The organism is Paraburkholderia youngii (genome assembly GCF_013366925.1).
Taxonomy (GTDB): Bacteria; Pseudomonadota; Gammaproteobacteria; order Burkholderiales; family Burkholderiaceae; genus Paraburkholderia; species Paraburkholderia youngii.
Map to the genome: position 1 here is coordinate 1,513,019 of NZ_JAALDK010000002.1, position 20,354 is coordinate 1,533,372.

A 20,354-nucleotide genomic window follows, 5' to 3' on the forward strand; every position below is an offset into this window, starting at 1 on the left:
GATGCGCCAGTCCTGCATACATAAGTTACAAAGCCGCGCGTAGCGCCTCGTCGGCAACGGCAAGGCGCAACGCAATCGTCTTCACGAGAAACCGGTGCAACTGTTGCGCGGTTGCCGGGTCCTGCTGTTCGAGTTCGAGCAGCCGGGAGATCGACAGTCGGTACACGCGCGTCGGTGCCTCGGCAATCACGTCCGCGCTGCGCTGCTGCTGCGTGTACACCGCCATTTCCCCCACTACCGTGCCCGGGCCGAACGAGCGCAGACGCGCCGAGCGGCCATCGGCGAGCGGCAGCGAGATCGCGACACGTCCTTGCTCGACGAAATACAGCGCATCGCCCGGCTCGCGATGACGAAACAGTGCCTGGCCTGAAAGCAGATCACGCATCTCCAGACTCGCGACCAAGCCGTTCAACGCACTGGCCGTGAAATGCGGCTCGAGCATCGCACGCAGATCGCCGCCATGCGCGAACGCGAGCGAGTTCGACGCTAGAAGTTTGTCTTCGATCCACTCGAGACCCGCATCGAGCGTATCGAATTGATGGATCTTCAGACTGAGCGTGCCGGTCTTCTCGAGCAGATCGCGCGAGCGCGGCGGCAGCGCGGTCAACACGAGGTCCGCGTTCTTTGCCGCGCAGAGTTGCCTGATCTTGACGAAGCTGATGGATACCGAAGCATCCATGCCATGTGTCGCCGCAAAGTCCAGCACGACGAAACGGACTTGCACGGGACTGTTTGCATTGAAGCGTTCCCGCAGGCGCTGCAGAATCGAATTCGCCGTGCCGAAAAAGAGGAAGCCTTGCAGGCACATTCCGCATACCTGGGAGCCGATGGCACGCAGCGCCTGGGTGTCTTCGATGCTGCGCTCCACATTCGAGGACCGCGCGCGCAGGTCGAACTCCATGCGTATGCAGCCGACCCGGCCGTAGAGCAGCGTGAACATCACACATGCCGCAACGACGCCCACGACTACACCGACGATCACGCCATAAGCCGCGATCGTGCCGAGAATCACGGGCACGAGCAGATACTCATACCAGTTGAGCCTGGTCCAGGCGCCCGCGAGCCAATGCACGAGCAGACGCAGCCCCATGAACAGTTGAAGGCCGACCAGCACCGGCACCGGAAACAGCGCCACGATGTCGGGCGAGGTCGCGAGCACGACCACGCACGCAAGCGACGCGAACACGCCCGCCACCCGGCTCGTCGCGCCCACCCGCGCATTGAGCATCGAGCGATTGAACGACTGGTAGCCGACCATGCCGCCCAGCAGTCCGCTCGCGAGATTGGCGAGGCCGGCGGCGCGCATCTCGCGATTGAGGTCGACGTCCTCCCCGGTGGCTGTGCCGATCGCGGTCGAATTCATCAGGATGGTCACGGCCGACACCGACGTCACCACCAGGCTTTCGGGAAGATGCGCGCCGACCGCCGACCAGTCGATGGCGCCCTGTCCGAGCCTCGCGGCCAGGTGCAGCTCCGGCAGCCCGGCAAGGTGCAGCTTGACGCGCGGCAGCAGCAGACCCATGCCGCGCGCGTCGTCGATCGAAATTCCGGCAACCTGTAGCAGAACGTAGAAAAGCACGACACCGAAGGCCAGCGTGAGCGGCAACGCGGCAATGTGCTGCCACGTACGCATCAGCACCGTGGCGAGCACGCCGACGACGAGCGCCGGAAGCCATGTGATCCAGTGAAGGTGCGCGAGCAAGGCGAGCGTGTGCCACTCCAGCGGCTGGCCCGTCAGCACGCGGAACGCCCCGGCGAGCAGCAGGTAGCCCGTGCCGGCGAGAAACCCGCCGAGCACCGGATAGGGCAGGAACTGCAACGAGCGGCTGCGCCTGGACGAGCCGATCGCATAGAGCGCGATGCCCGTCATCACCGAACAAAGCGCGATTGCGATCAGCACCGTGAGGATCTGCGTCTGCGGTGAGCCGCCGTCCGCGCGCACGCTGCTGGCCACACCCGCCGCCACCCCCGCGAGAAAGGCCGCCGCGTTGCTGTCGGGGCCGCCGATGTTGATGCGCATCGAACTCGTCAAGGCGATCACCAGCGCCGTGACGACACAGCTCACGAGCGCGGTGGGCACGCCCAGCATCGCGTAGCGCGCAAGATCGGCGCTAAAGATCATCGTGCCGAGGCTCATCGCATAGCACAGCATGACGAGCGTCGAAACGGCGCCCGCCGCCACGTCGCCTGGCAGGCCCGCCAAACGCGAGCGCAGCGCGACGTCGGAGACGGAAACGGTCTTGCCCGGCTTCACGTGGATTCCCGGTCGAATGCGAGGGCGCCGCGAGGCGCGCCAGCCAGTATCCTGCGCGGCTCGAACGGCTGTCAAACGCGATGCAGCGTGCTGATCGGACACCTACACTGGTTATTCATCGGCCTCGTAGCTGGCGGCTCCACGCGAATGCACTGCGCGTCAGGGCCGTTCACGCCGACGGCCGTCACGCGCGTTATTCGTCTGAGTTTTTGCCCGCGGGACCACGCATCGGAGGCAGGGCGACGAACATGGACATCGACAAATGGCTGCGGGGCCTCGGGCTCGAGCAGTACGCCCACGCGTTCGCGGCAAACGACATCGACACGTCGCTGCTCGGGCAGCTGACCGACGCGGACCTGAAAGAGCTTGGCGTACAGTCGCTCGGCCACCGTAAGCGCATTCTGGCCGCGGCGACGGCATCGCTACCGACAGCGGCGCCGCTATCGCCTCAGCCGGCCGACGACCACGAAGTGCCCGCGGACGAGCGCAGGCAGGTCACGATCCTGTTCGCCGATCTGTGCGGGTACACGATGCTGTCGCGCTCGCTCGATCCCGAAGACCTGCGCGCGCTGATCGGACGCTATACGGCGCTGGTCGACGGGATCGTGCTCGCCTATGGCGGCACGATCGACAAGCACATCGGCGACGCGGTGATGGCGCTGTTCGGCGCGCCTCGCTCGCACGAGACGGACACGCTGCGCGCCGCGCGCGCCGCACTCGACATTCACGACGGCGTGGCGCGACTGGCCACCCAGACCGGACGGGCGTTGCAGGCGCATATCGGCATTGCGAGCGGCGAGGTCATCGCGGGCGCGCTGGGCCGCGCCGACGCGCAGGACTACACCGTGCATGGCGATCCGGTGAACCTCGCCGCCCGGCTGGTGGCTGCCGCGCCAGCGGGCGAAACCTGGCTATCCGACGACGCAGCGCGCACGCTCGGCGACGTCGCCAGTTGCGAGGCAATCGGCGAGCGGCGCTTCAAGGGCATCGACACGCCGGTGCGGCCATGGCGCCTCGTCGCGCTCGGCAGCGAGCCGGTCAGGACGAGCCACAGCCATTTCGTCGGACGCGAAGCCGAGCTCGAACAGTTTCACGGCATCCTGCATGCGTGCATGGCAAAGCGCGCGGGGCACGTCGTTCATGTGCGAGGCGAAGCCGGGATCGGCAAGACGCGGCTCGTCGACGAGATGCGCCGCCATGCGCAGGCCCAGGGCTTCACGCTGCATCGAAGCCTCGTGCTCGATTTCGGCGTCGGCAAGGGCCAGGACCCGGTGCGAACCGTCATCGGCAGCTTGCTCGGCTTGCCGGCCGGTGCATCGAGTGAAGCGCGGCAAGCCGCCGCCGCGCAGGTCGCGACCCAAGGCATCGTCAAGGCCGAGCAGATCGTATTTCTGCACGACTTCCTCGACCTCCCGCAGAGCGCCGAATGGCAAACCATCTACGAGGCCATGGACCACGGCGCGCGCAAGCGCGGCAAGCAGGCGCTCGCCGCGAGGCTGACCGAGGACGTTTGCGCGCACGCGGCGACGCTCATCGTCGTCGAAGACCTGCATTGGGCCGATGCCGAAGTCATCGGCTACCTGTCGGCGTTCGCGTCGGGCATTGCCAACGGTACTGGTCTGCTGGTGACGACTTCGCGCGTGGAAGGCGATCCGATCGATGCAAGCTGGCGCGCACGTTGCCGCGACACGCCGTTCGCCACGATCGATCTCGGACCGCTGCGCAAGGACGAGGCGCTGAGCCTGGCGGGCAATTTCATCGATGCGACGCAGCGTGTCGCGCTCGCCTGCATCGAGCGCGCGGGCGGCAATCCGCTGTTTCTCGAACAACTGCTGCGCAACGCCGAAGAAGGCAGCGGCAGCAACGTGCCCGCGTCGATCCGCAGTCTGGTGCTCGCGCGGATGGACCGGCTCGCGCCTCGCGACCGCCTGGCGTTCCAGGCGGCCGCCGTGATCGGCCAGCGCTTCGACCTGGCGCTGCTGCGAGAACTGATCGACGATCCTGGCTATGTCTGCGCCGGACTGCTCGTCAATGCACTGGTGCTGCCGGAAGGCGAGGACTTCCTGTTCGCGCATGCGTTGATCCAGGAGAGCGCCTACTCGACGTTGTTGCGCGCGCGCCGCCGTGAACTTCATCTGCGCGCGGCCGAATGGTTCGCACAGAGCGATGCCACGTTGCACGCCCAGCATCTCGATCGCGCCGAAGACCCGCATGCGCCGCACGCCTACCTGGGCGCGGCGGTGGCTGAGCGCGCCGCTCATCGTTTCGAAGCCGCGCTGCGGCTGGCCGAGCGGGGCATCGAGATCGCGCGGTCGGACGCGGACCGCCATGCACTGAGCTGCTGCAAGGGCGAACTTCAGCGCGACCTGGGCGACATTGCGGGATCGATCGCGACGTACCGCACCGCACTCGCCGCCGCCACCGACGACACCGCCCGATGCGACTGCCAGCTCGGGCTCGCGGAAGGTCTGCGGGTCAGCGAGGGTCTCGACGAAGCACTCGGTCTGCTGGCGCAAGCGCAACGGATCGCGGAGCGGGACAACCGGCTGGCCGAGCTGGCAAGCCTCCATTATTTGCGCGGCAACATTCTGTTTCCGCTCGGCAAGATCGACGCCTGCTGCGCCGAACACGAGCGCGGTCTCGCCTATGCGCGCCGCCTCGATCTGCCCGAGGCGGAGGCTCGCGCGCTCGGCGGCCTGGCGGATGCGGCGTATGCGCAGGGACGCATGCGCACCGCGTTCCATCATTTCAGCGAATGCGTGGCGATGAGCCGGGAGCACGGCTTCGGCCGCATCGAGGTTGCCAACCTGTCGATGCAGGGCTTCAGCCGCATCTATCTGAACGACGCGGGTCCCGCGCGCGAGGACGCCATCGCCGCCGCCCGCACCGCCGAGCTGATCGGGCAGCCTCGCGCGCAATTGCTGGGTGAGACGCTGGGGGTGTTCGCGTGCCAGGAATTGGGCGACGTGCAGGCGGCCAGCAAGCATCTGGCGCAGGAACTGCGCGTGATCCGGCAACTGGGTGCGCGCCGTTTCCAGGCGCAGAACCTTGAGATGCAGGGGCGCCTGCTACTGGACCAGGGATGCCGCAGTGAAGCGGTGATGGCGCTGCGCGAAGCACTCGCCATCTCACGCGAGGTGGGCAGTCAGTTTTCCGGGCCAAAGACCTTGAGCGCGCTGAGCCGCGCGGTTGACGACAAAGACGAGCGGACGCGGCTACTGGCTGAAGGTGAGGCGCTGTTGCGCCTTGGCGCGGTCGGCCACAATCACCTGTGGTTTTACCGCGACGCCATCGAAGCGATGCTGGGGGCGGGCGATCCTGCCGGCATGCTGCACTACGTGGACGCACTCGAGGCCTATACGCAGCGCGAACCGTTGCCGTGGTCCGAGCTTTTCGCGGCGCGTGGCCGTGCGCTTGCGCTCGCGCTTCAGGCGCCGCTTACCGACGCCACACGACATGAACTGCTGCGGCTGCTCGAGGCGCTACAGCAGGCCGGCTTTCGCAACTACGTGAGCGCGGTCGAAACGGCCCTTGCGGCTTGAAACAGGCGCGGAGCAGATCGTCAGCGCGGCGCGGAATCGTCGCGGGGCGGGTCCTTGTGGACCAACTCCATGTCGATGGTGCGGCCGTCGTCGTCGGGTGTGTCCCTGTGAACGACCTCCATGTCGACGGTGCGGCCGTCGTCGCCATACGCGGCCGCCTGCCGGCGCAACTTGCGCATCTTCCACCACAGATAGCCGACCACGACCGTGCCGACCGCGAACAGCACGGCGAACAGCACGATCGACAGCGTCGCGGCCACCACGAACAGGATCGCGCTCAAGGCGACGGTCAGCAACCGGCCGAACCAGCCTGAGCCACCGATCCGGATCCCTTTCTCATATGTCACCCGCCGCGGCGGCGGTCTGTCGTTTTGCATCGTTCATCTCCCGGCCGCCGTCCGGCGGCTGATGCGGGTAAGTCCTAATCCGTCGTCATTATGCGGGATGTGAACGGCGAGCGTCGCCCGCGCGGGGCGACTCGGCGTATAGTCGATTGACGCCGTTAAAGAAGCCCGCGCGTTGGCTCGTTTAACTTCGGTAGTAAGTTGCCGCTCGCCAAGGCTGACCGAGCGGCGTGGTTTTCAATTACCTCGGTTGCCCGCGTAATCATGCGACGCCTGCATCTGCTCGAAATCGAAGACCAGCCGTGGTGCCCACGCGCCCTCCGTGACGGCGGGACGGACTGGCTGCACTTTCTGGCCAATTCCCACAAGGGCTTCAACGTGATCGCGGGCAAGCTGCGCGAGGCGATGCGCCGGGTCGGCAGCGACCGGATCGTCGATCTGTGCTCGGGCGGCGGCGGGCCATGGCAGACGCTTGCACCGTTGCTCGCGCTGTCCGGCCGCGTGATGGTGCAGTTGACGGACTTCTATCCCAATCGCGCCGCGTACGAGCGGATTTCAGCCGGGTCGACCAACTGTGTCACCTATGTGAGCGAACCGGTGGACGCGATGAACGTGCCATCGAGATTCGACGGCGTGCGCACGATGTTCAACTCGTTCCACCATTTCCGGCCGGACGATGCGCGCGCGATCCTCGCCGACGCCGTGACGAAACGCCGCGCGATCGTCGTCGTCGAGGGTGCGGATCACCGGCTGCTCGGTATCGTGTTCATCCTGGTGATGCCGCTGATGATGCTCGCGCTGACCCCGCTGATCCGACCGTTTCGCTGGTCGCGGCTAGCGCTCACCTATGTGCTGCCGGCGATCCCGCTGCTGTGTCTGTTCGACGGCATCGTGTCGATGCTGCGCATCTACAACCCCGACGAATTGCGTGAGATGGTCGCGAGTATTCCGGATCAGCAGAGCTTCGATTGGGACATCGGCACGCTGCCGGTGCAGGGCTCGCCGCTCGGTCTGACTTATCTTGTCGGCGTTCCGCGGCAACCCGCAGGCTTGAACGCAAGCGCGCGCCGTCGGGCGCGGCGCGCGGATCACTTGCCGGCCAGATGCTCGGGTGTCTGGGTGTTGCCCGGCGGCAACTCGCCCATCGCCTGAAACAGCGTCGCCGTATCGGCCAGGCGCCGGCCGACCAGGCGGATTTCTTCCAGCCTCGCTGCTTCGTACTGCTGCTCGCCGCCGCGAGCGGAGGCAGCGGGCAGCGCGCCGAGCCGGTGACGTGACGTGGCATCGTCGAACGTCTCGCGTGCGTCGCGGGCAGCGCCGCTCGCGGCTTCGAGCGCCTGCGCGTCGTGTTCGAGCGACGCAAGCGTGTCGGCGACGTTCTCGAACGCGGCCAGCACGGTCTGCTTGTACTCGAACACGGCGGCCTCGTAGGTATCGATTGCCGCGCGCCGCTGCGCGACGAGCGCGCCGCCATGAAACAGCGCTTGCGACATCGTCGTGGCGATGCTCCAGATCGCGCCGGCGCCCGACAGCGCGAGCGGCCAGCTGAACCCGCCTTGTCCCATCGATGCGTTCAGCGTCAGGCTCGGAAAGAGCTGTGCGGTGGCGACGCCGACGTCGTTCGCGGCGGCTTTCAGCGCCGCCTCGGCGGCCGCGATATCGGGCCGTGAGCGCAACAGGTCCGATGGCAGCACGACCGGCACGTCCTGCGGCAAATGCAGGCTCGCCAGATCGGGCTCGGGCGGCGCCGCGTCGGGCGTGCGGCCGAGCAGCACCGCAAGCGCGTGTCGGGTCACGGTCAGCCGTTGCCGCAGATCGGCCGCGCTGACCTGGAGCGCGGCGGTGCTTTGCCGCGCAGCCGACACGTCGCCGCGCGTCAGCGACCCGAGCTGGTAATGCCGTTCGGTATCGTGAGCCTGATCGCCCGCCAGCACGATCAGGCGCTCGGTCGCATCGATCTCGGCGCGCAGCATCGCCGCCTCGATCGTCGCCGTGACGATGTTGGTGGCCAGCGCGCGGCGCGCGGCTTCGCGTTGATACGCATCGATGTCGACCCGCGCGGAGCGCGCCGCGTTGGCCTTGCGCACCGCGCCGAACAGGTCGAACGTGTATTGCGCCTGGACCACGCCGATGAACTCGTTGTAAAGCAGCGTATTCGGCGCGCCGGGAACCGGAATGCCGAGATCGCGTCCGCGCGAGGCCTGCGCGACCAGATCGACCGACGGCAGCAGCGTGGCGCCGATCTGCGCGCGCAGTTGTTCGTGCGCGGCGGCCAGGTGCTTGTCGGCGGCGGCGAGCGTCGGGCTGTTGCGCAGGCCTTCTTCGACGAGGTCGTTCAATGTCGTCGAGCCGAACAGCCGCCACCATTGCGGCACCGGCTGCGCGCCGGTGGTGAAGCGCTGTGCTACACCGAGCGCCTCGACGGTTTGCGCGGGCTGCGGCTCGGCGCCGTAATGGGCGGGCGAGGGCATCGCCGGCGGCTCGCCGCTCGGACCGAACGAGCATGCGCCAAGCGCGATCACAGCGGCCGCGCCGAACGCCGCGCGCCAGCGATGGGTCGCCACCGCCCGCGCTCGACGCGGCGCGTCAGTGAAATGCGGCGCGCTCGCCGGCCCGTCGATAGGGTTGCAGTCTGTGCGCACGATCAGCTCCACGTGTATTCGATTGTCGAGGACGCGGTTCGCACACCGCGTTCGAAGTGCCGCACCTTGAACGCGGTCGCATAGAGCGCGGGAACGAAGAACAGCGTCAGCACGGTCGCGCCTGTGATGCCGCCCATCAGTGCGGTCGCCATCGGTCCGAAGAAGGCCGATTGCAGCAGCGGGATCAGCGCGAGCACGGCGGCCGCGGCGGTCAGCATGATCGGGCGGAAGCGCCGGACCGTGGCGCTTACGATCGCATCGAAGCGCCCCTGGCCCGCGGCGATATTGCGTTCGATCTGATCGACGAGAATCACCGAGTTGCGCATGATGATTCCGGACATCGCAATGACGCCGAGCATCGCGACGAAGCCGAACGGCTTGCCGAACAGCAGCAGTGCGGCGACCACGCCGATCAGCCCCAGCGGCGCGGTGAGCACGACCATCAGCACGCGCGCAAAGCTGCGCAGTTGAATCATCAGCAGCGTCAGCACCACCACGAGCATCAGCGGCAGCTGCGCGATCACCGACGCCTGCGCCTTGCCGCTGATCTCGCCCGCGCCGCCGGTCTCGATCCGATAGCCGATCGGCAGCGACGCGCGCAGCGGCGCAAGCGTCCGATCGATCGCCTGGGTCACGTCGAGGTCCAGCGCGTTGCCGCGCACGTCGGCCTGGACCGTGATCGTCGGTTGACGGTCGCGGTCCCAGATCACCCCGTATTCGAGTTCGTTGTGCAGGTGCGCGAGCGTGCCGAGCGGAACCGGGCCGTTCGGCGTCGGCATCGCGAGGTTCACGATCTCGGCGGGATCGACCCGCTCACGCTGGGGCGCGCGCAGGTCGACGCTGATCAACCGGTCGCGCACCCGGTACTGCGTGAACGTATAGCCCGATAGCGTCATCGCGAGGAAGCTCGCCACGTCTTCCGACGTGACACCGAGCTCGCGCGCCTTCTGCTGGTCGATCTCGAAGCGCACCGAGCGTTCGCCGGGTTCGTCCCAGTCGAAATGCACGCCCGTCGTGCGGGCATCGGCCTTCATCGTCGCCGCGACTTTTTCCGCGATTTCCCGCACGGTGGCAAGGTCGTTTCCGCTGACGCGAAACTGCACCGGATAGCCGACCGAGGGTCCCGTCTGGAGCGGCGAAACGCGCGCACGTACGGCGGGAAAGCTGTTTTGCAGCGTGCTCGCGAGCCAGCGTTCGAGCTTTTCGCGGTCGTCGACGGACCTGGCGGTGATCACGAGCTGCGCGAAGTTCGGCTGGGGCATCTGGACGTCGAGCGGCAGATAGAAGCGCGGCGCGCCCGTGCCGACGAAGTCGACCAGATGATCGATCTCGGGCCGGCCGGCTAGCGTCTTTTCGAGGCGCGCGGCTTCGCGCAGCGTCGCTTCGAACGACGCACCTTCGGGCAGCCGCATGTCGACGAGCAGCTCGGGACGCTCGGAGCTCGGGAAGAACTGTTGCGGCACGAGCGCGAAGCCGGCCAACGCGACGACGAACAGCGCAGCCGTGACGCCAATCACGACGAGGCGGCGCTTCACGCACCACGCGATGCAGTCGCGCAGGCGGTCATGAAAGCGGGGCGCGCGCGGCGCCGCCAGCGGGGCGCGGCGCGTCTGCGCGTCGTCGCGCCGGCGCAGCTTGCGAAGCGCGCGCCGAGGCGGCGTCTCGCGCGCGATGTCCTTGCGTTCGGGCAGCAGGTGATAGCCGAGCAACGGAATCAGCACGACCGCCGCGAACCACGAAGCAACCAGCGCAATCGCGGACACCTGAAAGATCGAGCGCGTGTATTCGCCAGTGGCCGATTTCGCCAGCGCGATCGGCAGGAATCCCGCCACCGTGACCAGGGTTCCCGTCAGCATCGGAAACGCGGTGCTGCTGTAGGCGAACGCCGCGGCCCTCGCGCGGCCCCATCCCTGTTCGAGCTTCACTGCCATCATCTCGACCGCGATGATCGCATCGTCGACGAGCAGCCCCAGTGCGAGGACCAGCGTGCCGAGCGAGATCTTGTGCAGGCCGATATCGAACCCATTCATGCATAGCGCGGTGACCGCGAGCACGACCGGGATCGAGATCGCCACAACCACGCCGGCGCGCCAGCCCAATGAGATGAGGCTCACGGCCAGCACGATCACGATCGCTTCGGCGGCGGCGCGCAGAAAGCCGTTGACCGAGTGCGAGACCGCGTGCGGCATGCTCGACACCTGGACGAGTTCGAGCCCCGCGGGCAGACGCGCGCGCAATTCGGCCGTCTTCGCGTCGAGCAGCTTGCCGAGCTGAATCACATCGCCGCCAGTCTGCATCGTGATGCCGATGGCGAGCACCGGCCGGCCGTTGGTGCGAACCTGCGAGACCGGCGGATCGTCGTAGCCGCGCTTGATCGTCGCAATGTCGCCAAGACGAACGAGGCGGTGATTGATGTCGATCAGCGTGTCGCTCATCGCCGTCAGGTCGGTGAACTGGCCGCTCGGACGCACGAACACGCGATCGAACGCGGTGGTGAGCGTGCCGCTCGGCGTGACCGCGTTTTGCGCGTTGATCGCCCGCGCGAGCTGTTGCGGCGTGATGCTGAGCCGCGTCAATTGCGCGTTGGGAATCTCGATCGTGATGTGCTCGTCGGGGTCGCCGAAATAATCGACTTTCGCGACACCGGGCACACGGAGCAGCACGCCGCGCAGTTCGTCCGCATAGTCGTGCAGTTGGGCCGGCGAGAAGCCGTCGCCGGCTAGCGTATAGATGTTCGTGTAGACGTCGCCGAATTCGTCGTCGAAGTACGGCCCGCGCACGCCGGGCGGCAGCGTATCCGCGATGTCGCCGATTTTCTTGCGCACCTCGTACCACGTGTCGCGCACCTCGCTCACCGGCGCGGAGTCTTTCATCGTGAAGACGATCAGCGATTCCCCGGGACGCGAGTAACTGCGCAGATAGTCGAGATGCGGCGTCTCCTGCAGCTTGCGGCCGATCCGGTCGGTCACCTGCTCCTCGACCTGGCGCGCGGTCGCGCCGGGCCAGAAGGTGCGGATCACCATCGCGCGGAACGTGAACGGCGGGTCCTCCGATTGTCCGAGCCGGGAATAGGCGAGCACGCCGAACAGCGTCGCGAGCACGACGGCGAAAAAGACGAGCGCCTGGTTGCGGATTGCCCACGCGGACAGATTGAAGCGGCCGGTGTCGTCCGCTGCTGGCCGCCGCGGTCCACCCGGTTCACCGGGGCCGCCCGCTCCGTCGGGCCCCTGGCCAAACAGCGCTCTCATGATGCGAAGTCCTCGGGATGCAACGGCGCAACTGCGCGCACGGTTTCGCCGGCGCTGACTGTGTGCACGCCTTGCAGCACGACGCGCTCGCCGTCGGTGAGGCCTCGCGCGACGGAGATCGTGCGGTCGTCATAGCGGCCCACCTGGACCCGGCGCAGTTCCAGCGCCTCGTCGCCGGGCCGCACGACCCAGACGGCCGGCGCGTTGCCGTCGTGAAAGAGCGCGCTGGCGGGCAGCGTGATCGGGTCGTCCGCTTGCGCCTCGCCGGACGCGTCGGCGAAGGTGATGGTGGCCGTCATGCCGAGGCGGACTTCGGGGCCTGGCGCATCGAGCGTCAGTTTCGCGCGATAGGTGCGGCTGCCGGGATCTGCTGCCGGCGACAGCTCCCGGACGTGCGCGGTGAAGCGTCGGTCCGTGACGGCCGGCAGCGACACGCTGGCCGCGCTGCCGACCGCCAGCGCGTTCAGCAGGCTCTCGGGCACGTCGCAGAGGACATCGACCTCGCCGGACCACGCGAGGTGGTAGACCGGCTGTCCCGCCGCGACGTTCTGCCCGGTATCGGCGTCTTCGGCGGTGACGACGCCGGCATGGTCCGCCGTGAGGACCGTGTATTGGGTCTGATTCTTCAGCAGCGCGAATTGCTGTACCGCCTGATCGCGCTGCGCGGCGGCCGCCACATACGCATCCTGGGTCTGCTCCAGCTGCGTCGTCGAGATCAGCTGTTCCTGCGCCTGCGCGCGGTCGCGATCGAGTTGCTGCTCGGCGAAGGTGAGCCGATGCTGCGCCGCCATCAATTGGGCCTGCGCGCTCGCGAGGCTGCGCTGCGCGTCGTCGGCATCGAGCCGCGCGATCACCTGGCCGGCCGTGACCGTATCGCCGAGCCGCACCTTCCGCTCGACCAGCTTGCCGGCGACGCGAAACGACAGCGGTGTCGCATAGCGTGCGTTGACTTCGCCCGGCAGCGTCGCGAGCACGGGCTTGCTGTCCCGATGCACGACCACCGCGATGACCGGGCGCGGCAGCGTCACCTCGGCTTCTTTCGCGTGACAGGCGGCGAGCGCGAGTGCGCCCGACACCGTCAGCATGATCTCGCGCCAGCGCATGCTCACGAGTGTTCCTCCAGCTCGCCGGCTTCGAACTGCGCCTTGGTCCGGCGGCGCTGCACCTTGCCGCTCGAAGTCCGCGGCAAGCTGCCCGCCTGTACGATCGCGACGTGACCGACCTGCAGGCCCGCGCATTCGGCGACCTTCTGCGCGATCGCACGGCGCAGCGCCGTGGCCTCCGCGGGCTTGCCCTCGGCGCAGACGACCAGCGTCTCGTCGCCGTCGCGCATCACGCTGAACGCGATCACGCCGCGGCTTTGCACGCTCGGCAACTCGGCCACCGCCCATTCGATGTCCTGCGGATAGAGGTTCGAGCCGTGAATCACGATCAGGTCCTTGCTGCGGCCGCAGATATAGAGCTGGTCGCCCGCGACGTAGCCGAGATCGCCGGTCTGCAGCCAGCCGTCGCGGTACGCGTCGGCGCTCGCTTCGGTGAGGCCGTAGTAGCCCACGGTGATGCTGGGCCCGCGCGTGACGATCTCGCCGACGCAGCGTTCGGGCAACGCACGTCCGGATTCGTCGACGATCCGCAGCTCGTGTCCGGGAAAGCAATGGCCGCAGCCGACCAGTTCGATCGTGCGCAAGCTGGTATCACGCGCGGCCGGTATCGCTCGACCGAGCCCCAGCGGTGCCGCATAGACGACGTCGGTGACGATCGGCTGGCCGTGCTCGTGAAACGTGATCGCGAGTGTTGCCTCGGCCATCCCGTAGCACGGCAGCAGCGCTTCGGCGCGAAAGCCGGCCGGCTCGAAGCGCGCGGAGAACTGGCGCAGCGCTTGCGCGTTGATCGGCTCGGCGCCGCAGCCGGCCACGCGCAGTCGGCTCAGGTCGAGGCCTTCGAGATCCTGGTCGCGGGTGCGGCGCGCGGCGAGCGCATACGCGAAGTTCGGCGCGAAGCTGATCGTGCCGCGGTACTTCGTGATCGCCTCCATCCACAGGCCAGGCCGGCGCACGAATGCTTCGGTTGCTAGCAGCACGCTCGGCAAGTCGCAGATCAGCGCGCCCAGCACGCTGATGAGTCCCATGTCGTGGTGCAGCGGCAGCCAGCTCACATAGACGTCCTGCTCGTGCAGATCGATGCCGCGCGGTCCGAGGAACGCTGTCGCATTCGCGATCAGATTGCGATGCGTGACCATCACGCCTTTCGGCAGCGACGTGCTGCCCGACGTGTATTGCAGGAAACACAGGTCATCGGGATGCAGCGCGGGCAAATCGCAGGCGGGCGGCTCGCCGTCGAGCAGCGCTTCGACGGTCACGATGCATTCGAGGCCGGTGTCGGCGGCCAGCACGTCCTCGATAGTCTCGCGTGTCGAGTTCGACGTCAGCAGCATCCGCGCGCCTGCCGAGCGCACGATGTGACTGACGGTTTCGGCGTAGCGTTCGCGGGTTCTGAAGTTCAGGCTTCCGCGCGGAAAGATCGGGACCGGCACCAGACCGGCGAACGACGCGCCGAGGAAGCTCAGGATGAACGCTTCCGGGTCGAGGATCACGAGCGCGATACGGTCGCCCTTGTTCAGGCCGAGTGCCACGAGCTTTTTCGCACGCTGGCGTGCCTCGCGCTCGAGCGCCTCATACGGATAGTAGTGCTCGTCGCCGTGCGAGGAGACAAAACGAAGGCCTCGAGCGTCGCCGCGCGGCAGCGCTGAAACGGCATCGACTAGCGTCAGGTTCATGGTGACGGCTCCCCGCTTACTTGGTCGAGATTCCGTGATCGAGCGAAGCAGCGGGCGACCAGTCGCGGATCGGCTGCAGACGGCGGCGCAAGAGCGCGATCACCTCGTCGTCGCTGCGCACCGGCGCGCCCGGCAAGCGCACGAAATGCCTGGCGAGCTTGCGGTGCTGACGCGTGACGAGCAGCAGCCAGATCTGCGCGATGTCGATGCGATCGAACACGACCGCATCCTCGTGACCGTACTTCTCCAGGTTCGCGGCGAACTCCTTCGTGAGCTCGCTGAAGTGCGTGCCTTTGCGGACGTGGTGGTAGATGTGATAACCGGCGTTGAAGACGCGCGCATTGAAACGCGAGTCGATCGTATTGGTGCTGCTCGTGTACGGGTTGTCCGGATGATCGGGGTCGATGAACGCGTGCTGGACCCAGTTGCCGATCATCATCATCAGCCGCACGAACACGAACGGAAACACGAACACGACCAGCGTCGCCCGCAGGTTCCAGTACGCGGCCGCGCCGATCGCCGCGTAGAACGCGATCTCACCGACGAGCAGTTGGCGCATCAGCTTCGTATTGCGCGAGCGCCACAGATAGACGCTGAGCTCGACCGGCACCAGCGCGGCGAAGCGCAGGTAGTAGTGCAGAAAGCCGATGACGCTATCGCGCTGAAACCGCATCGTCGAACTCAGGTCGCGTGGCAGGTTGTCGTCGATGTGATGCATGCCCATGTGATGGACATAGAACGTGCCCGGCGTCTGGCCGAAGAACGGGCACAGCACCCAGTCGAGCAGGATTTCGAGCGCACGGTACTTCTTCCTGAAGAGCCGCCGATGCAGCGTGCAGTGGTAGCTCATCGTGAAGCGGTCGCCGAACATGTTCCAGACCAGCACATAGGCCACGCCCGCCCACCAGGGAAAGTGGCCGAGCCAATACAGCACGGCTGCGGCGGGGATGAATATCAGCGCGCACTCGATGTAGAGCCACAGATGCGGCAGGTCGCGACGATCGTTGAGCAGGCGGTACATGGCAGTTTCCTTCAGGGGCGGTTGCAGTGGTCAGTCAGGAGGTAGGGATTCGTTTCAGGTCGGCTCGGGCAGTTCGATCACGCCGCTATGGCCATCGACCTTGAGTTGCATGCCCGACTGCACGCGCGTGGTGAGGCCCGGAATCTGCACGACGGTCGGGATGCCGATTTCGCGTGCGACGATTGCGGCATGGGTCAGCGGACTGCCGCGCTCGATCAGCAGGCCGGTCGCCGACGCGAATACCGGGACCCAGCCGGGGTCGGTCCGATAGGTGACGAGGATGCCGCCGTCGAATTCGTTCGCTTCGCGCACGACCTTCGCGCGCCCTTCGGCGAAGCCCGGCGAGCAGGGCGTGCCGCGCAGCGTCGCGCCGGCCGCATGGGCGGGCGCCGCGTGCAGCGCGGCGAGGTTCGCCGGCTTGCTGAGCCAGGCCGCTACGGGACCATGCGTGAGGAAGCGTGGCGGCAGATCATCCATCGCGCGATACCTCGCGTCGTCGCGCTTGCGCTGCTCGATGAGCGGGCGCAGTTCGCGGTGGGACACGGTGCCTTCGAAGCAGCCGCGAATTTCGTCGAGACGCAGATGGAAGATGTCGCGGCCTGTGGCCAGCACGCCGTCGGCGGCGAGACCCTCGCCGATCGCGCGGAACATCCGGCGCGCGACCCCGAACGCGCGCGAACGGCAAAAGCGCACGGTCTCGCGCGCCCGGATCGCGGCGCGCACGCGGCTGCGTGCGCGGGCAAAGATCCAGCGCTGCAGCGGATTAAGCCGCTCACGCAACAACGCGTCGATGCGCGCTTCGGTGGCGCTGCGATCGATCGTCGCGGCGCCATGCGCGAGCGAGGCCTTCAACATATCGAACAGCACGCCCGGGTCTTCGCGCAGATCGGGTTCTTCGAGCTTCAGCTCGTTGTTGCTGCGGTACGCGAAGTCGGCGAGGTAGCGCTCGACGTCGGCGACGATCTCCGGCGCGCCGCATTCGCGCAGCGCCGCATACGCTTCGGCTGACGGCGTGTTGCGGATCAGCGCTTCGACCCGCGGCTTCGACCGCACGGCTTCCGCCAGCGCGGCCAGCCTGCGGACCGGCTCGATCGACTCGATGTCGTCCATGCCGCCGATCACCGCCACTTCGAGCCAGTCGGGCGCATCGGCAATCCACCGCTTGATCAGGCGCCTGAGCACGCCGTAACTTAGACCGATCGCCGATTCGAGCACGATCATCATGCCCCAGCGTGCCAGCAGCGCCCGCTCGAAGCGGCAGTAGTGCGCATAGACGGCATCGGCGGGATGCGAGCGATAGTCGAACGCGTTGAACTCGTCGTAGACCGGATAGAAGAACGCGCGGAAGCGCTCGACGTTGCGCTCCAGCCGCGCGAAGTGCCACGCGAACTTCGTGCCGCTCACGGCGCGGATGCAGGCGAGCCCAGCGCGCGAGCCGGCCTTGTACGGCGCGATCAGCTCGGCGAAGCTCGCCAGATCGAGCGGCTCGTCGACGCCCATCTGGACTTCCATCATCTTGCGTCCGAGGTCCTGGAACGGCGCGAGCCCGGACAGCTTGTACCAGTGCAGCAGGTTGTAGTACACGCGCCCGTTCAGGAACGCGAGCGTCGAGCCGAGGAAGCCGTCCATCTCGCGCCGCTGCTTGTGCGGAATCGCGAGCAGCCGGCAGAACTCGCGGAACACCTGCGCATAGACGTGCTGCGCGAAGGTGAAGGTCAGCTGCGTGGTCACGCCGGGATAGTTCTCGACGATGTTGGAGTTGTCCCACAGCTGGAATTCGCCGGTCCGCGATGCGGCCGGTGCGACCGGCGTGGTCACCGGGCGCGCCTGCAGAATCCACAACTGGTGCTCCGCGATACACCATTCAATATCGAGCGGCTCGCCGAACCTGCTTTCGAGCGTGCGGGCCGCTGCCACGACGCGCTCGATCTCGTCGTTGGAAAGGGCCGCTGCATCGCGCAGCGCGGCCGGCACCTCGCGGATGCGGCGGCCGTCATGACGCTCGCGTTTTTCACCGATCACCACCTGCTTGTGCTGCCCGGTGTGGCGGTCCACGGTGATCGTGTCGGCGTCGACGGCGCCCGACACGAGTCCTTCGCCGAGCCCGTAGACGGCGCTCAGCACCAGCTCGTCGCGGTTGCCGTTGGCCGGGTTGATGGTGAACACGACGCCGCTCGTGTCCGCTTGCACGAGGCGCTGCAGGATCACGGCCATGCCGGCGCCGGCCATGTCGAGTCCGTGCTGATGCCGGTAGCGCAGCGAGCGCTCGGAATACGCGGAGGCCCAGCACCGGCGCACGTGTTCGAGTGTCGAGTCGAGCCCGCGTACATCGAGGAACGTGTCGAACTGGCCTGCGAACGAGAAGCTCGCGCTGTCTTCTTCGACACCTGACGAACGCACCGCGAGCGGTCCGTCTCCGATCGCATCGTGCGCGCGTGCAATGTCGGCGCGCAACGCGGCGCTGATGTCGCACGTCAGCACGGCCTCGCAAATCCTGCTCGCGATCGCGGCGGCGTTGGCGGGCGTGAAGTCGCTGAGCAGCGTGGCGATGGTTTGATCGAGGCCGCCGTCGCGGCGGAACTCCGCAAAGCAGTCGGTGCCGAGGATCGCCCAGTGCGGCACCGCTACACCGAGGTTCGCCAGCCGATGAAGCGACCGTCCCTTGTTGCCGGCGAGCCGCTCGATGGCTTCGGCGGGACTTGCCGCGGTGAGGATCAAACGTGGCGATGCTGTTGGGCCGGCGCTGCTGCTTGCGTCGAAGCTCTCGTGCTGTGCGTAGCTCTTGCCCGCTTCGAATTCGCCGCATGCGCGCGCAATGGTGTCGAAATTCATTGAGGTCCCCGTTGCTCAGGTGCTCGACGAAGCGAGCAGGTCTCTTGCTTCCTCGGCGGTACCGCGTCCGCCGTGAGCGGTCTGCGGAAAGCGCGCGTGCAGATGCGCACCGAGGTTGATCCAGTCGTAGGCGGCGTGGATCGTGCCGCGCCAGCCCGACGCCGTATCGAAGCTCGCCGGAAACTGCGGGTCGCCGCCGAGGTTGCGCAGACGCTGCGCGAGCTCATCGGCCAGCGCGACGTAACGCTCGGCATCCGGTGCCGATCCGATCGAGCACTGTTCGAGTTCGCGGATGCCGTCGATCAGCGCCGCATCGAGAGGCAGCAGCCGGATCGCGTCGAGCGTCGCTTCTTCCATCGTGGACTGCGGCGTCACGCCGTGCGCGCCGAGCGTGACCATGCAGGCGGTTTGCATCATCCGTTGCAGCGCGTACTCGAGCACCTTCCATTGGCCGCGCCGCAGTGCGCCCTGGGCGTCCTCGCGCGCATTTTCGAGGCCGATGTTGGCCCAGACCATCTCGAGGCCCACTTCGGCGAAGCGCCCGGCGGGCATCGGCAGCAACTGGGCACCGCTCGCGCGGCCGGCCGCGAGGCGTGCGCCGTCGATCGAGATCAACGGCGCACGGGACACCGGCGTCGAAGTCGCCTGCTGTCGTGCGTGGATTTCTCCGCTGCCCTTCCAGCGCAGGCTGACGAGACCCAGCCGGCTGAAGTCCGCGATCAGCGCGCGCTGCCGGCTCGCCGCCTGCGCGTCGCCACGGCTGGCGATGGCCGTGCATGGGGTGTCGAAGGTGATCGCACGCCAGGCCTGGGCGGCTTCGTCGTCGAGCGCAAAGACGTCGCTGCCTCGCAGCACATGGACCCGTTCGCCGATCTGCCAGGTCGTCGCGTCCTTGCCTGGGCCGATCAGCACGTTCTTCCCCGCGAGGCTCACACCGCCGACGCCGAACTCGCGGAGCAGCGCGACCCCCGCCGCGAGGAACGCGCTTTCGGCGCCATGCTCGCGCGGCGCGTGTAGCAGGTTCCACAGACGGCCGGCGAGACCCGCGTCGACAGCCGCGCGTTCGAGTTGCAGCGACAGCCATTTCGGGCTCATGTAGCACTCGCCGAGCCGCGCCACATGACTCTTCGCCGCATGAAACGCGGCGGTTCTGATCCAGGCGCGGGCGTAGTCGGGCTCGCCGAGCGCGAACATCGCGACCGCATAGCGGCCGGTCTGGCGCGCGAAATCCTCGAACCACAGCGCCACCGCCTCGCAGAGCGCGTCGCGGCCAAGCTCCGCTTGCAGCGTTTCGATCAATGCCGGGTTGTCGATCGGCAGCGCGCCGATGAAGCGCTGGCACCGTTCGAGCAGATTCCACGACAGGCGCGCGACCGCGCGACGCCCTTTGCCGAGCGCTGCGCGTACCTGCGCGAGCTCGCGGCGCAGGCGCGCCGGACTCAGCAACCTGACTTCGATGCGGCGGCCGTCGATGAACAGGATGTACGGCATCGTGGCCGGCTCCAGCCCGCTATCGACGATCGCGACGAAGTCGACATCGGAGCGCTCGTTGCCGAAACCTTCGGCGATCGAGCCTTCGAGAAAGACGGCGCTCGGTGCCCGCTGTTCGAACTGGGCGCTCAACGCGGTGCGCGCTTTTTGCCAGAGCTCGGCGAGAATCGGATCGGTCATCAACATGGTTAGGCTCCCTGAGCG

11 protein-coding genes are annotated in these 20,354 nt (G+C 67.3%); 2 read left to right on the forward strand and 9 right to left on the reverse strand.

Annotated elements, in window-relative coordinates; genetic code table 11:
* Window positions 1–25: 25 nt before the first annotated feature.
* Complete coding sequence (locus G5S42_RS38270; RefSeq protein ID WP_176111880.1) at window positions 26–2,254, reverse strand: SulP family inorganic anion transporter; 2,229 nt, start codon at window positions 2,252–2,254, stop codon at window positions 26–28.
* Between the two features lie 248 nt (window positions 2,255–2,502).
* Here G5S42_RS38270 and G5S42_RS38275 point away from each other — a divergent pair, with 248 nt between their 5' ends.
* Entirely contained in the window at window positions 2,503–5,796 is a 3,294-nt protein-coding gene (locus G5S42_RS38275; protein WP_176111881.1) for an adenylate/guanylate cyclase domain-containing protein, read from the forward strand.
* A gap of 20 nt (window positions 5,797–5,816) precedes the next feature.
* Here G5S42_RS38275 and G5S42_RS38280 read toward each other — a convergent pair whose 3' ends face one another.
* A complete protein-coding gene (locus tag G5S42_RS38280; protein WP_176111882.1) occupies window positions 5,817–6,173 on the reverse strand; it encodes a CPBP family intramembrane glutamic endopeptidase in 357 nt (118 codons plus the stop codon).
* A gap of 231 nt (window positions 6,174–6,404) precedes the next feature.
* Here G5S42_RS38280 and G5S42_RS38285 point away from each other — a divergent pair, with 231 nt between their 5' ends.
* Window positions 6,405–7,292, forward strand: a complete 888-nt coding sequence (locus tag G5S42_RS38285) for a class I SAM-dependent methyltransferase (protein WP_176111883.1) — start codon at window positions 6,405–6,407, stop codon at window positions 7,290–7,292.
* On the opposite strand, the gene G5S42_RS38290 is transcribed toward G5S42_RS38285, so the two are convergent.
* From G5S42_RS38290 to G5S42_RS38320, 7 genes are read right to left on the reverse strand one after another with little or no spacing between them, the layout of a single operon-like run.
* Entirely contained in the window at window positions 7,229–8,794 is a 1,566-nt protein-coding gene (locus G5S42_RS38290; protein ID WP_176111884.1) for an efflux transporter outer membrane subunit, read from the reverse strand. The two genes, G5S42_RS38285 and G5S42_RS38290, sit on opposite strands and share 64 nt — an antisense overlap.
* Window positions 8,785–12,030, reverse strand: a complete 3,246-nt coding sequence (locus G5S42_RS38295; RefSeq protein ID WP_246392361.1) for an efflux RND transporter permease subunit — start codon at window positions 12,028–12,030, stop codon at window positions 8,785–8,787. Before G5S42_RS38295 ends, G5S42_RS38290 begins: the two co-directional genes overlap by 10 nt.
* Window positions 12,027–13,133, reverse strand: a complete 1,107-nt coding sequence (locus G5S42_RS38300; protein ID WP_176112023.1) for an efflux RND transporter periplasmic adaptor subunit — start codon at window positions 13,131–13,133, stop codon at window positions 12,027–12,029. Before G5S42_RS38300 ends, G5S42_RS38295 begins: the two co-directional genes overlap by 4 nt.
* A gap of 2 nt (window positions 13,134–13,135) precedes the next feature.
* The gene (locus tag G5S42_RS38305) at window positions 13,136–14,806 is read right to left on the reverse strand and encodes a fatty acyl-AMP ligase (protein WP_176111885.1); all 1,671 of its coding nucleotides are present in this window, start codon (window positions 14,804–14,806) and stop codon (window positions 13,136–13,138) included.
* A 16-nt stretch (window positions 14,807–14,822) separates the two neighbouring features.
* Window positions 14,823–15,827 (reverse strand): fatty acid desaturase, encoded by a 1,005-nt coding sequence (locus tag G5S42_RS38310; RefSeq protein WP_176111886.1) that lies wholly within the window; start codon window positions 15,825–15,827, stop codon window positions 14,823–14,825.
* Window positions 15,828–15,881: 54 nt separating this feature from the next.
* Window positions 15,882–18,659 (reverse strand): phosphoenolpyruvate synthase, encoded by a 2,778-nt coding sequence (locus G5S42_RS38315; protein WP_176111887.1) that lies wholly within the window; start codon window positions 18,657–18,659, stop codon window positions 15,882–15,884.
* A gap of 15 nt (window positions 18,660–18,674) precedes the next feature.
* A complete protein-coding gene (locus G5S42_RS38320; RefSeq protein ID WP_176111888.1) occupies window positions 18,675–20,336 on the reverse strand; it encodes a nucleotidyltransferase domain-containing protein in 1,662 nt (553 codons plus the stop codon).
* Between the last annotated feature and the right edge of the window lie 18 nt (window positions 20,337–20,354).